The following is a 13,386-nucleotide window of genomic DNA, read 5'->3' as shown; positions in this document are numbered from 1 at the left end:
TCAGCAGATCGTCTGACTGCTGTTCACCCGCGTGATGTTGCGGAACGTCGTGTTCTCGCCGCACGGGCTCTCCCTGATGGCCGAGTTGGTGACCGTCAGGTTCTGGATGGTGATGTCCTTGTTGTTCGGGAACTCCGAGCGGGCGGCCAGGCGCAGTTCGCCGCCGCCCGAGATCGTGCCGCTCCGGGCCGCGAGGCTGACGTTGTAGCAGTTCTCGATCAGGACCGAGTTGTTGCCGGTGTTGGAGATCGTCACCTTGTCGATCGTCGCCCCGCCGCTCTCCGAGACGCAGAACACCCCGCGTCCGCCGCCGCGCGCGATGACCTCGCCGACCCGGATGTTGGTCGGGTAGCCGCTGCCGACCCGGCCGTTGCGGTTGGCCATGCGGAAGGCCGCGTAGCCGGTGCCCGTGCCCGCGTTCTCCGCGTCCACCTTGGTGACGCTCGCGTTGATGGTCTGGTTGAGCAGCAGGCCGGACTCGCCCACGTTGCGGGCGGTGACCGTGCCGATGGTGATGCCGTCGACGCCGTAGGTCTCGACCGCGTGGCTGGACGCGCCGGAGACGTAGACGTTGTCGATGCGGACGTTGCGCGTCCACTGGCTGGTGTCGCCGCGGTTGTCGATGCGGACGCCCAGGCCGCGGGAGAGGCGCATGTCTATCTGGCCGAGCACGACGTTCTGGACGTTGCGCATGAAGATGCCGTAGAGCGGGGTGCCGGTGAGCTTGAGGTTCTGGACCTCCACGTCACGGGTGCCGCGGGAGTAGACCGGCGCCTGGTCGCCGGAGCCGCTGCCGGTGACGTTGATGGTGCCGCAGACGTCGAGGACGGTGTAGCTCGGGAGCGAGATGCGTGAGCCCGCCGAGACCGAGCCCGAGCCGCGGACCACGACCCGCTCCTTCGACGTGCGGCCCGACGAGAGGCTGTTGACGGCCGCCTGGACGGCGGCGCGCATGTCGGTGCCGGTGTAGACGGTGCTGCTGCCGCGCCGGGTGGTCCAGTTGCCGCCGTTCTGCACGGCCTCTGCCTGGTACGAGCCGTCCCCGCAGGCAGTCACTCGCGTCGGGGCGGCGGTGGCGGGGGCGGTCAGGGTGCCGGCGGCGGTGAGGACGGCGGTGGCACCGGCGGCGGCGAGGAATGCGGCTCTGCGTCCCATGGGGGCCTCGGTTTCGTCGAACGTGGGGGGTGTGCAAGCGCTTTCTGCGCGGCCGGTGAGTCTGGCAAAGGGCAGGCAAAGCGTCAATGGATCCGACACGGTTCGCAGTTGCGTGAGCTACGGGGGAGTGCTCGGGCGGTCGTACGGGAAACTCGACCGCATGCGTAGTGCGTACAGCGTGGAGACGGTCAGGACCGCCGAACGGCAGCTGATGGCGCGGCTGCCGGAGGGGGCGCTGATGCAGCGCGCCGCCGCCGGACTCGCCGCGGCCTGCGCCGACCTGCTGGGGCGGGTGTACGGGAGCAGGGTCGTGCTGCTGGTCGGGAGCGGGGACAACGGGGGTGACGCGTTGTACGCCGGTGCCCGGCTGGCCCGGCGGGGGGCCGGTGTCACCGCGGTGCTGCTCGCGCCGGAGCGGGCTCACGCCGGGGGGCTCGCGGCGCTGCGGCGTGCCGGGGGGCGGGCCGTGAGCGCCGGTGGGGCCGAAGGCGCCGGCGGGGGCGCGGCGGGCGTCGAGGAGTTGATCGAGCGGGCGGATCTCGTCGTCGACGGCATCGTCGGGATCGGCGGGAAGGGCGGGCTGCGGCCGGACGCGGTGCCGCTGGCCGCCGCAGCCGAACGGTCGCGGGCCGCCGTCGTCGCCGTCGATCTGCCGAGCGGGGTCGATGCCGGCACCGGGGAGGTGCGCGGCGTCGCGGTCCGGGCCGATCTGACGGTGACGTTCGGGGCGCACAAGCCGGGGCTGCTGATCGATCCGGCGCGGGAGTACGCCGGGTCGGTGCGGTTGGTCGACATCGGGCTGGAGCTGCCGGTCGAGCCGGAGCTGGAGGCGTTGCAGCACGCGGACGTGGCGCGGTTGCTGCCGGTGCCGCGGGCCGAGAGCGACAAGTACCGGCGGGGTGTCGTCGGCATCGCCGCCGGGTCGGCGCGCTACCCCGGGGCCGCCGTGCTCGCCGTCGCGGGAGCGCTGCGGGGCGGGGCCGGGGCCGTGCGGTACGTCGGGCCGGCCGGGGACGCCGTCATCACCCGGTTCCCCGAGACGCTCGTGTCGGACCAGGGGCCGAAGCACGCCGGGCGGGTGCAGGCGTGGGTCGTCGGGCCGGGGGCCGGGGACGACGCGGCGACGGTGGGGGAGGTGCTGGCGGCGGATGTCCCGGTGCTGGTCGACGCGGACGGGTTGCGGTTGGCCGAGGCGGGGGTCGTACGGGCGCGGCGGGCGCCGACGCTGATGACGCCGCATGCGGGGGAGGCGGCGGCGCTGCTCGGGGTCGACCGGGCGGAGGTCGAAGGCGGGCGGCTGGCGGCGGTGCGGGAGCTGGCCGGGCGGTATGGGGCGACCGTGCTGTTGAAGGGGTCCACGACCTTGATCGCCGACTCGGGGGGCGGTGCCGTGCGGGTGAATCCGACGGGGACGGCCTGGCTGGCGACGGCGGGGAGCGGGGACGTGTTGTCGGGGCTGGCGGGGTCGTTGCTGGCGGCGGGGCTTTCCACGGTGGACGCGGGGAGCGTGGGGGCGTATGTGCACGGGCTGGCCGGGAGGCTGGCGGCGGACGGGGCGCCGGTCGGGGCGCATGACGTGGCGGAGGCCGTTCCGGAGGCGTGGCGGAATGTTCTCGCTGAGTGAGGGCGGGATGATTCTCGACTGAGTGAAGGCGGGATGTTCTCGGCCGAGTGACGGAGTGTTCTCGGCCGAGTGAGGGAGTGTTCTCGGCCGAGTGAGGGTGCGGGCGGAGTGGGCGGGGGTCGCTGTGGGGCGGGTCGCCCCCTCCATCCCGTCCCGAGTCCGGGGGCTGCCGTCCCCGGGCCCCCGCTTCGGCCTGGACGGCCTCGTCCGCAAGCGCCGGACGGGCTGGAGTGCGGCCGGCCGTGCCCGGTGTGGAGAAGGGGGACCGGGCGTTCGTGTGGGTGCGCAGGTCCGGGACGGAAGCGGCTGGTCGGGGGCCGCTGCCGCGGGTGGGTCGGGGCCCTCTGAGACACTGGGCGCGATGAGCGAGAGAACAGCCCCGCGGACCGCGCCCCTGCGGGCCCGCGCGGAGATCGACCTGGCCGCCCTGCGGGCCAATGTGCGGGCGCTGCGTGCCCACGCGCCGGGCGCGGCCCTGATGGCCGTGGTGAAGTCCGAGGCGTACGGCCACGGGGCTGTGCCGTGTGCCCGCGCGGCCGTCGCCGCGGGGGCCGACTGGCTGGGCACGGCGACGCCCGAGGAGGCCCTCGCCCTGCGGGCCGCCGGGCTGCCGGGCCGCATCATGTGCTGGCTGTGGACGCCAGGCGGGCCGTGGCGCGAGGCGATCGAGGCGGACGTCGACGTGTCCGTCAGCGGGATGTGGGCCCTGCGGGAGGTCACCGCGGCCGCCCGGCGGGCGGACCGGCCCGCGCGGGTCCAGCTCAAGGCCGACACCGGGCTCGGACGCGGCGGCTGCCAGCCCGGTGAGGACTGGGCCGAGCTGGTCCGTGAGGCGCTGCGCGCCGAGGCCGACGGGCTCCTGCGGGTCACGGGGCTGTGGTCGCACTTCGCCTGCGCCGACGAGCCCGGCCACCCCTCCATCGCCGCCCAGCTCGGCAGCTTCCGGGAGATGGTCGCCTACGCCGAGGAGCAGGGCGTCCGCCCCGAGGTCCGGCACATCGCCAACTCACCGGCCACGCTCACGCTCCCCGAGAGCCACTTCGACCTGGTCCGCACCGGCATCGCCACCTACGGCATCTCGCCCAGCCCCGAGCTGGGCACCCCGGCCGACTTCGGGCTGCGCCCGGTGATGACGCTGTCCGCCTCGCTCGCCCTGGTCAAGCACGTGCCGGGCGGGCACGGCGTCAGCTACGGCCACCGGTACGTGACGCCCGGCGAGACCACCCTCGGTCTCGTTCCGCTGGGCTACGCCGACGGCATCCCGCGGCACGCGTCCTCGGCCGGGCCGGTCCTGGTCGAGGGCAAGTGGCGCACCATCGCGGGGCGGGTCGCCATGGACCAGTTCGTGGTCGACCTGGGCGGCGACGAGCCCCCACCGGGCGCCGAGGCGGTGCTCTTCGGGCCCGGGGACCGCGGCGAGCCCACCGCCGAGGACTGGGCCCAGGCGGCCGGAACCATCGCCTACGAGATCGTGACCCGGATCGGAACGCGCGTTCCTCGCGTCTATGTGAATGACGAAGAGGACGGGTAACTCGCACAGGACCGGTCACGCACAACGACAGGCACCCTGACAACACCAGCACCACGAGCAGCAGCACCAGCATCGGCAGCAGCACCCCGGCGAAGAGGAGCGGTACGTGAGCGAGAGCAGTGCGGAGGTCGTCGCGAACGCCGCCACCGCGGCCGTCGCGGCCTCCGCCGCGGGGGCGGCGGGAGGCTGGCGCCGGGCGACCGGCATCGCCGGTGTCGCGATAGGCGTGGTGGCCGCGGGAGCGGCCGCCGGTGTCGCCCTGGAGCGGATGACGGTCGGCCGGGGCATGCGCCAGAAGGCCCGGCTCGCCCTCGACTCCGCGGGACCCTACGGCTCGCTGCGCGGCATGCCCGGCAAGGCGTTCGCCGACGACGGCACGGAGCTGTACTACGAGGTCGACGACCTCGACCCGGAGGCCGCCCCCGCCGCCATCGGCCCGCGCCGCCGACGGCTCTTCGGCCGCAAGGCCCCCGCCCCCGTCACCGTCGTCTTCAGCCACGGCTACTGCCTCAGCCAGGACTCCTGGCACTTCCAGCGGGCGGCGCTCAGAGGTGTCGTACGGACGGTCCACTGGGACCAGCGCAGCCACGGCCGGTCCGGGCGGGGCGTGGCCCAGGGGCGGGACGAGCCGGTCACCATCGAGCAGCTGGGCCGCGACCTGAAGGCCGTCATCGACGCGGCCGCGCCCGAGGGGCCGATCGTGCTGGTCGGCCACTCGATGGGTGGCATGACGGTGATGGCGCTGGCCGACCAGTACCCAGAACTGGTTCGGGAGCGGGTCGTCGGGGTGGCCTTCGTGGGGACGTCGTCGGGGCGGCTCGGCGAGGTCAACTACGGGCTTCCGGTCGCCGGGGTCAACGTGGTGCGGCGGGTGCTGCCCGGCGTGCTGAAGGCGATGGGGCAGCGGGCCGAGCTGGTGGAGAAGGGGCGCCGGGCCACCGCGGACCTCTTCGCCGGGGTCATCAAGCGGTACTCGTTCGCGTCCCGGGACGTCGACCCGGCCGTCGCCCGGTTCGCCGAGCGGATGATCGAGAGCACGCCCATCGACGTGGTCGCCGAGTACTACCCGGCGTTCAACGACCACGACAAGACCGAGGCGCTCGCCCACTTCGCCGACGTGCCGGTCCTCGTCCTGGCCGGGGTGCAGGACCTGGTCACGCCGAGTGAGCACAGCGAGGCCATCGCGGATCTGCTGCCGGACGCCGAGCTGGTGCTGGTGCCGGACGCGGGGCACCTGGTGATGCTGGAACACCCGGAAGTGGTCACCGACCGCCTCGCCGACCTGCTCACCCGCACGGGTGCCGTGCCCGCAGGGGCTACCGTGAAGGGCTATGGAAGCACCAGCAGCACCGCACAACCCGGCTGAGCCGGGATCCTCCGTCCAGATCGTCGTCACCTCCCCCGAGCAGATGCGGGAGCTGGGCCGCCGACTCGCGAAACTGCTGCGCGCCGGTGACCTGGTGATGCTCAGCGGAGAGCTCGGAGCGGGCAAGACGACCCTGACGCGTGGGCTGGGCGAGGGACTCGGCGTGCGCGGGGCCGTCACCTCGCCGACGTTCGTGATCGCCCGGGTGCATCCCTCGCTGGGCGACGGGCCGCCGCTGGTCCATGTCGACGCCTACCGGCTCTCCGGCGGGCTGGACGAGATGGAGGACCTCGATCTCGACGTCTCGCTGCCCGAGTCCGTGGTCGTCGTGGAGTGGGGCGAGGGCAAGGTCGAGGAGCTGACCGAGGACCGGCTCCAGGTGGTGATCCACCGCGCGGTGGGCGACACGACCGACGAGGTCCGGCAGATGACGATCACCGGTGTGGGGGAACGCTGGGCTTCGGCGGACCTGAGCGTGCTCGGGGCGTAGCTCCCGGCGCGTGGTGTTTTGATGAACGTTCCGACAAGGCGTCGGCAAAATGTTGCGTTCGGCGTCTTGTGCGTGGTCACATGGTATCCAGTCCGTAGTTAGGTCTGCCTAACTACGCCCGCCCCGCCTTCGGGAGGCGTCCATGTCGGCTACAGAGAGCAAGGGGCAGCCGCTGCCGTTCGCGGTCGCCGGGGTGTCCATGCGTGACCTGCTGGCGGCGGGCGAGGCGGCGGCGCTGATCTCCACGCCACCGCGGGTTCCGGAACCGGACTTCGCCGGGCCGGTCGATCCGGTGGCCGACCACCGGGAAGCCGCCTAGGGCCCGTCGTCCGGATCGGATCGCGGACGTGGGTGCTAGCGGACGACCACGACCTTGCGGCCGATCGTCGCGAACGTCCACATCGCCTCGCCGTCCGCGCGTGACTCGCGGATGCCGCCCGTGCGTTCCTTCGGGGCCGGTGCCGGGGCCGAGTCGTTCACGGCCGCGCTGAAGCCGATCACCACACCGCCCACGCTGGTGAAGCGCACGACGTGTTCGACGGGGACGCCGTCGGAGCCGGTGACCGCGTTCGAGCGGGACGTGACCGCGTAGTTCCCCGGGGCCGGATCCACCGCGCTCGGGGTGACCTCGAACGTGCGGGTGACCACCTCGTCACCGCCGACCAGCCACACCCGGTCGCCGTGCAGGGAGTACACGACCCGTGCGCCCTCGCCGGAGCCGGCGGGCAGCGCGGCGGGGTCCTTCCTGGCCCGGGGCGGCGCCTTCGAGGTGCCGGCCGGGGGTGTGGTGCCCGCGTGCGCCCGGCCCAGGCCGGCCGGGAGGGTCTGTGCCGCCTGGTGGGCGAGGTAACCGACCGTCGCCAGGGCCGCGGCGGTGAGCCCGGCCACGATCCCCGAGCTGCTGACTGCCACCGGCGCCCACCTCCACGTCGTACGTCCCTGTCGTGCACGGTGCGCATACCGCGCCGTGACGGAAGGTGACGGTAGCAGCAGGTGACGGCCTGACAGGTACGTCCGACACGGGCCCCGGGGAGCCGTAGGCTGTTTGCGTGCTCTTGCTCGCTCTGGATACCGCCACACCCGCCGTCACCGTCGCGCTGCACGACGGCCGGGACGTCATCGCCTCGTCGAGTCAGGTGGACGCGCGCCGGCACGGTGAACTGCTGCTGCCCGCGATCGACCGGGTGCTCGCCGAGGCCGGTCTGAAGCTCGACGCCGTCACCGGGGTCGTCGCCGGCATCGGGCCGGGCCCGTACACCGGACTGCGCGTCGGCCTGATGACCGCCGAGACCTTCGGACTCGCGCTCGGCGTCCCCGTGCACGGCGTGTGCACACTGGACGGCCTCGCCTACGCCGCCGACCTGGAGGGCCCGTTCGTCGTGGCGACCGACGCCCGCCGCAAGGAGGTCTACTGGGCCCGCTACGCCGACTCCCGCACCCGTGTCACCGACCCGGCCGTCGACCGGCCCGCCGACATCGCCGGGCAGGTCGCGGGCCTGCCCGCGGTCGGCGCGGGCGCGCTGCTGTACCCGGACACCTTCCCCCAGGCGCACGAACCCGAGCACGTGTCCGCCGCCGCGCTCGCCCGGCTGGCCGCCGAACGGCTGGCGGCGGGCGCGGACCTCCCCGCGCCCCGGCCGCTGTACCTGCGCCGCCCCGACGCCCAGGTCCCCAAGAACTACAAGGTGGTCACCCCCAAGTGACCGGGTCCGAGACGTGTGTGCTGCGCGAGATGCGCTGGTGGGACATCGACCCCGTGCTGGAGCTGGAGCGGGACCTGTTCCCCGACGACGCCTGGTCGCGGGGCATGTTCTGGTCCGAGCTGGCCCACGCGCGCGGGCCGGAGGCGAGCCGGAAGTACCTCGTGGCGGAGGCGGGGGAGCGGATCGTCGGGTACGCCGGTGTCGCCTCCTCCGGCGAGCAGGCCGACATCCAGACCATCGCCGTCACCCGGGAGTACTGGGGGACGGGGCTGGGCGGCCGTCTCCTCGCCGAACTGCTGCGGGCCGCGACCGCCTTCGAATGCGCCGAAGTGATGCTGGAGTGCCGTGTGGACAACGTCCGCGCGCAGAAGCTGTACGAGCGCTTCGGCTTCGAGGCCATCGGCTTCCGGCGCGGCTACTACCAGCCGGGGAATGTGGACGCCCTGGTGATGCGACTGACCACGAAACCCGACAGCGGCTCCGCCGCGGGTTCGACTTCCGTACAAGGAACCCAGATCAATGGCTGACTCACGCGACGAGCCTCTCGTTCTCGGCATCGAGACCTCCTGTGACGAGACCGGTGTCGGTATCGTCCGCGGCACCACCCTGCTCGCCGACGCCGTCGCCTCCAGCGTCGACGAGCACGCCCGGTTCGGCGGTGTCGTGCCCGAGGTCGCCTCCCGGGCCCATCTGGAGGCGATGGTCCCCACCATCGACCGCGCGCTGAAGGAAGCGGGAGTGAGCGCCCGCGACCTCGACGGCATCGCCGTCACCGCCGGTCCCGGCCTCGCCGGTGCCCTGCTGGTCGGCGTCTCGGCGGCGAAGGCGTACGCCTACGCGCTCGGCAAGCCCCTGTACGGCGTCAACCACCTCGCCTCGCACATCTGCGTCGACCAGCTGGAGCACGGCGCGCTGCCGGAGCCGACCATGGCGCTGCTGGTGTCCGGCGGCCACTCCTCGCTGCTGCTGTCCTCGGACATCACCTCCGACGTCCGCCCGATGGGCGCGACCATCGACGACGCGGCCGGTGAGGCCTTCGACAAGATCGCCCGTGTGCTGAACCTGGGCTTCCCGGGCGGCCCGGTCATCGACCGGTACGCACGCGAGGGCGACCCGGACGCGATCGCCTTCCCGCGCGGCCTGACCGGTCCGCGCGATCCGGTCTACGACTTCTCCTTCTCGGGGCTGAAGACGGCCGTGGCCCGCTGGATCGAGGCGAAGCGGGCGGCGGGGGAGGAGGTCCCGGTGCGGGACGTGGCGGCCTCCTTCCAGGAGGCGGTCGTGGACGTACTGACCCGCAAGGCCGTCCGGGCCTGCAAGGACGAGGGTGTCGACCACCTGATGATCGGCGGCGGCGTGGCCGCCAACTCCCGGCTGCGCGCCCTGGCCCAGGAGCGCTGCGAGGCGGCCGGGATCCGGCTGCGGGTGCCGCGGCCCAAGCTGTGCACGGACAACGGTGCGATGGTCGCCGCGCTCGGCGCCGAGATGGTGGCCCGCAACCGGGCCGCGTCGAGCTGGGACCTGCCGGCGGACTCCTCGCTGCCGGTCACGGAGCCGCACGTGCCGGGCCACGGGCACGGCCACGACCATGTGCACGAGATCAGCAAGGAGAACCTCTACTCGTGACGGTCGCCTTGATGTGGGAGGCGCGGGCGGTGCCAGGGCGGGGCGAGGACCTGCTGGCCTGGGCGCGGGCGCAGGAGCTCCCCGCTCAGCCCCTGCGCCGGGAGACCCTGCGCGCTCCCCAGGACCGGGTCCTCGTCATCACCTGGTGGGACGCCCCGTACGGCGCAGAGCTGCCCGAACTGCCGGAGCCGGACGGGGAGTTGGTGACCCGGGCCGTGCACCGCTGGCGGTTCGAGTCGGTGGGCTCCGGCTGACCCCCGCCGTCACCCCGCGTCCGTCACCTCGGTCTCGCAGCGCAGCCGCCGGTCGGCGCCGAGCACCCGGAGCGGGCCCGTGAGGATGAGGCGTGCCGTGTGGCGTACGTCCGCGCTGGACGCCGCCAGCCGCAGCTCCAGGGCGCCCGGTTCGACCACGCGCCGGCCCGAGCGGTCGGTGAAGGACGACAGGTCCGGGTGGAAGCGGAACGTCACCCGCACCGCCTCGCCCGGGGCCGCCGTCACACGCTGGTAGCCGATCAGCCGCACGTCGGGGCGGGTCACCGACGCCACCGGGTCGTGCAGATACAGCTGCACGACCTCCGCGCCCTCGCGGTCGCCCGTGTTGCGGACGGTCACCGAGACGTCGTACGTCCCGTCCGTGCCGATCTCCGCCGGCTCCTCGCCGCCCGTGCCGTCCTCCCAGGCGAACGTCGTGTACGAGCGGCCGTGCCCGAAGGCGTACAGCGGGGTCGGGTCGAGGTTGCTGACCTCGCCCGCGAGGCCGAGGGGCGGCTGGAGGTACGTCCAGGGCTGGCCGCCGGGGGCCTGCGGGACGCTCACGGGGAGACGGCCCGACGGGTTCACGCGGCCCGACAGCACTCCCGCCACTGCCGGGCCGCCCTCCTCCCCCGGGAAGAACGCCTGGACGACCGCGCCCAGGCGGCCGTGCCAGCGGCCGAGCGCGTAGGGACGGCCGGTCAGCAGCACCAGCACCACGGGGACGCCGGTGGCGACCAGCGCGTCCAGCAGCTCGCCCTGGGCGCCCGGCAGGGCGAGGTCCGTCGCGTCACAGCCCTCGCCCGAGGTACCGCGGCCGAACAGGCCCGCCCGGTCGCCGAGGACCGCCACGCACACGTCCGCCTCGGCGGTGCGGGCGACGGCCTCCTCGAAGCCGGAGGTGTCCGGGTCCGTCACGTCGCAGCCCTGCGTGAACGTCACCTTGGCGTCGGGCAGTTCGGTGCGCAGGGCGTCGAGGACCGTCGGGATCTCGATGCCGGTGGGCACGCCGGGGTGGTGGGTGAGGACATGGGAGGGGAACGAGTAGCAGCCCAGCATGGCCAGGGCGTCGGCCGCCCGGGGGCCGACCACCGCGATCCGGGTGTCGGGGGCCAGCGGCAGCAGGCCGTCGGGGTTGTCGAGCAGGACGACGGACTCCTCGGCGATGCGGCGGGCCAGGATCCGGTTGCCCGTGGAGTCGAGGTCGACCGTGGCGGCCGGCTCGGGGGTCCAGTCCTCGTCCAGCAGGCCCAGTTCGCACTTCTGGAGCAGGACGCGGCGGGCCGCGCGGTCCACGAGCTCCTCGGGGACCCGGCCCGAGCGGACCGCGTCCACCAGCGGATCGCCGTAGCACTTGAGGCTCGGCAGTTCCACGTCGATGCCGGCCTGAAGGGCCGCGTGGGCCGCCTCGGCCGGGGTGCCGGCGACCCGGTGGAGGGTGTGGAGGAAGCCGATGCCGAAGTAGTCCGCGACGACCGTGCCGGTGAAGCCCCACTCCTCGCGCAGGAGTCCGGTCAGCAGCTCGGGGTCCGCCGAGGCCGGGACGCCGTCCCGCTCCGTGTAGGCGGCCATCACCGAACGGGCGCCGCCCTCGCGCAGCGCCATCTCGAAGGGCGGGAGGGTGACGTCCGCGAACTCGCGGGTGCCGGCCCGTACGGGCGCCAGGTTGCGGGCGCCGGCCGAGGAGGCGTACCCGGCGAAGTGCTTCAGCGTGGCGATGACTCCGGCCGACTCCAGGCCCCGCACATAGGCCGTGCCGACCGTGCCGACCAGGTACGGGTCCTCGCCGATCGTCTCCTCCACGCGGCCCCAGCGCGGATCGCGTACGACGTCCAGGACGGGCGCGAGGCCCTGGTGCACGCCGGCCGAGCGCAGGTCGTCGCCGATGCGCCGGGCCATCTCCTCGACCAGCGGGGGGTCCCAGGTCGCGCCCCAGGCCAGCGGGACCGGGTAGGCCGTGGCCTGCCAGGCGGTGAAGCCGGCCAGGCACTCCTCGTGGGCGACCGCCGGGATGCCGAAGCGGCCGGCCTCGGTGATGCGGCGCTGGGCGCGGGCCAGCGCCTGCGCGCCCAGCGCCGGGTCCACGGGGGCGGTGCCGAAGGAGCGCGTGAGCTGGCCCAGGCCGCGGGTGATCAGCTCGTCCCACTCGTAGTCCACGGTCATGTCGTGCTGGTGCGGAGCGACCCCGTCGCCGTCCGTCGCGGCGCCCACCCACACGCCGTACAGCTGGGCGGTCTTCTCCTCCAGGGTCATCCGGGAGAGCAGGTCGTCGACGCGGGCGGCGGCGGGCAGGGCGGGGTCACGCCAGGGCGCGGTGGTCATGAAGCTCCTGTCGGGTGGACGGACGGCCCTCTCACGAACGGTGCTCACGAGCGTCTCTCACGCCCGCTTCCACGAATGTTTCGGTAAGTATGTCGAATGTTCCGGGAACCTATGGCGCCGCGGGGACTTCGTCAAGGGGGCCCGCAGGGATACGATCGCCGCCATGACATCCCCGGAGCCGGTTGAAAGCCGGACGCAAACCCGGACGCAGGGGCGCAGCGCGCAGACCGCGACGCTCGCCGAGATCGCCCGTGAGGCCGGTGTGTCGGCGCCGACTGTTTCGAAGGTCCTCAACGGCCGGGCCGACGTCGCCCCCGCCACCCGGGCCCGCGTCGAGGATCTGCTGCGCGCCCACGGCTACCGGCGCCGCCGTGCCGAGGCGACCCGCTCGCCGCTGATCGACCTGGTCTTCCACGAGCTGGAGAGCGCCTGGGCGCTGGAGGTCATCCGGGGTGTGGAGAACGTGGCCCGGGACGCGGGGCTCAGCGTGGTGCTGTCGGAGAGCGCCGGGCGGCTCACCCCCGGGCGGACCTGGGCCGACCAGGTCGCCGCGCGCCGCCCGCACGGCGTGATCCTGGTCCTGTCCGGACTCGACGAGTCGCAGCGGGCGCTGCTGACCAGCCGCTCCATCCCGTTCGTGGTGATGGACCCGGCCGGTGACCCGGGGGCCGACGTGCCGTCGATCGGCGCGACCAACTGGCAGGGGGGTCTCGCGGCCACCCGGCACCTGGTCGACCTGGGACACCGCAGGATCGGCGCGATCAGCGGGCCGACGCAGATGATGTGCAGCCGCGCCCGGGTCGACGGCTACCGGGCCGCGCTGGAGACCGCCGGTCTGCCGGTCGACCCCGCGCTGATCGCGAACGGCGACTTCCACCACGAGGCCGGCTACCGGATCGGCCTGGAGCTGCTGCGTCGCCCGGACCGGCCGACCGCCGTCTTCGCCGGGAACGACCTCCAGGCGCTCGGGCTGTACGAGGCCGCGCGCGAGCTGGGGCTGCGCATCCCCGAGGACCTGAGCGTGGTCGGGTTCGACGATCTGCCGCTGGCGCCCCTGGTCGGGCCGCCGCTGACGACCGTACGGCAGCCGCTGACGGAGATGGCCGAGGCGGCGGCCAAGCTGGTCCTCGACCTCGGCCGCGAGGCGGGCACTCCGGCGGCGACCCGGGTGGAGCTGGCGACCAGCCTGGTGGTGCGCAGCAGTACGGCGGCGCCCGCGGGCGGTTGACCGTTGGGGCTGTATTGACGGGTGTTCCGGGCGCCTCCACACTGCACCGAAGCCAATCGGTTGCACAACCGAAACTTTCGGAGGCAC

At 73.7% G+C, this 13,386-nt stretch carries 13 protein-coding genes; 10 read left to right on the top strand and 3 right to left on the bottom strand.

Features of this window, described 5'->3' with window-relative positions; translation table 11 throughout:
* Positions 1 to 1,155: a hypothetical protein gene (locus GTY47_RS07190; protein WP_010036617.1), complete on the bottom strand. Its 1,155-nt coding sequence runs from the start codon at positions 1,153 to 1,155 to the stop codon at positions 1 to 3.
* Positions 1,156 to 1,315: 160 nt separating this feature from the next.
* Here GTY47_RS07190 and GTY47_RS07185 point away from each other — a divergent pair, with 160 nt between their 5' ends.
* The 5 genes from GTY47_RS07185 (at position 1,316) to GTY47_RS40140 (ending at position 6,485) form a co-directional block, all read left to right on the top strand.
* Positions 1,316 to 2,779: an NAD(P)H-hydrate dehydratase gene (locus GTY47_RS07185; RefSeq protein ID WP_010036613.1), complete on the top strand. Its 1,464-nt coding sequence runs from the start codon at positions 1,316 to 1,318 to the stop codon at positions 2,777 to 2,779.
* Positions 2,780 to 3,140: 361 nt separating this feature from the next.
* The gene (gene alr, locus GTY47_RS07180; RefSeq protein WP_010036609.1) at positions 3,141 to 4,310 is read left to right on the top strand and encodes an alanine racemase; all 1,170 of its coding nucleotides are present in this window, start codon (positions 3,141 to 3,143) and stop codon (positions 4,308 to 4,310) included.
* Positions 4,311 to 4,416: 106 nt separating this feature from the next.
* Positions 4,417 to 5,676, top strand: a complete 1,260-nt coding sequence (locus GTY47_RS07175) for an alpha/beta hydrolase (protein WP_010036608.1) — start codon at positions 4,417 to 4,419, stop codon at positions 5,674 to 5,676.
* Entirely contained in the window at positions 5,642 to 6,166 is a 525-nt protein-coding gene (gene tsaE, locus GTY47_RS07170; RefSeq protein WP_010036605.1) for a tRNA (adenosine(37)-N6)-threonylcarbamoyltransferase complex ATPase subunit type 1 TsaE, read from the top strand. Before GTY47_RS07175 ends, tsaE begins: the two co-directional genes overlap by 35 nt.
* A 142-nt stretch (positions 6,167 to 6,308) precedes the next feature.
* Positions 6,309 to 6,485: a hypothetical protein gene (locus tag GTY47_RS40140; protein WP_010036604.1), complete on the top strand. Its 177-nt coding sequence runs from the start codon at positions 6,309 to 6,311 to the stop codon at positions 6,483 to 6,485.
* Between the two features lie 35 nt (positions 6,486 to 6,520).
* On the opposite strand, the gene GTY47_RS07165 is transcribed toward GTY47_RS40140, so the two are convergent.
* A complete protein-coding gene (locus tag GTY47_RS07165; RefSeq protein WP_010036602.1) occupies positions 6,521 to 7,078 on the bottom strand; it encodes a hypothetical protein in 558 nt (185 codons plus the stop codon).
* A gap of 137 nt (positions 7,079 to 7,215) precedes the next feature.
* Between GTY47_RS07165 and tsaB the strand changes: the two genes are divergently transcribed.
* From tsaB to GTY47_RS07145, 4 genes are read left to right on the top strand one after another with little or no spacing between them, the layout of a single operon-like run.
* Positions 7,216 to 7,869, top strand: coding sequence for a tRNA (adenosine(37)-N6)-threonylcarbamoyltransferase complex dimerization subunit type 1 TsaB (gene tsaB / locus GTY47_RS07160; protein ID WP_010036601.1), 654 nt, complete (start codon positions 7,216 to 7,218; stop codon positions 7,867 to 7,869).
* A gap of 29 nt (positions 7,870 to 7,898) precedes the next feature.
* Positions 7,899 to 8,396: a ribosomal protein S18-alanine N-acetyltransferase gene (gene rimI, locus GTY47_RS07155; protein ID WP_040902803.1), complete on the top strand. Its 498-nt coding sequence runs from the start codon at positions 7,899 to 7,901 to the stop codon at positions 8,394 to 8,396.
* A complete protein-coding gene (tsaD, locus tag GTY47_RS07150; RefSeq protein WP_010036598.1) occupies positions 8,389 to 9,495 on the top strand; it encodes a tRNA (adenosine(37)-N6)-threonylcarbamoyltransferase complex transferase subunit TsaD in 1,107 nt (368 codons plus the stop codon). Before rimI ends, tsaD begins: the two co-directional genes overlap by 8 nt.
* Positions 9,492 to 9,749 (top strand): hypothetical protein, encoded by a 258-nt coding sequence (locus tag GTY47_RS07145; protein ID WP_010036594.1) that lies wholly within the window; start codon positions 9,492 to 9,494, stop codon positions 9,747 to 9,749. Before tsaD ends, GTY47_RS07145 begins: the two co-directional genes overlap by 4 nt.
* A 9-nt stretch (positions 9,750 to 9,758) precedes the next feature.
* Here GTY47_RS07145 and GTY47_RS07140 read toward each other — a convergent pair whose 3' ends face one another.
* Entirely contained in the window at positions 9,759 to 12,071 is a 2,313-nt protein-coding gene (locus tag GTY47_RS07140; RefSeq protein WP_010036593.1) for a glycoside hydrolase family 3 N-terminal domain-containing protein, read from the bottom strand.
* Between the two features lie 163 nt (positions 12,072 to 12,234).
* Between GTY47_RS07140 and GTY47_RS07135 the strand changes: the two genes are divergently transcribed.
* Complete coding sequence (locus GTY47_RS07135; RefSeq protein WP_010036592.1) at positions 12,235 to 13,299, top strand: LacI family DNA-binding transcriptional regulator; 1,065 nt, start codon at positions 12,235 to 12,237, stop codon at positions 13,297 to 13,299.
* Positions 13,300 to 13,386 lie beyond the last annotated feature (87 nt).

Origin of the sequence: Streptomyces sp. SID5464, from assembly GCF_009862985.1 — a bacterium.
GTDB lineage: Bacteria > Actinomycetota > Actinomycetes > Streptomycetales > Streptomycetaceae > Streptomyces > Streptomyces chartreusis_D.
Note: the sequence above shows the minus strand (reverse complement) of the source record. Positions and strands in the feature narration are given on the sequence as shown.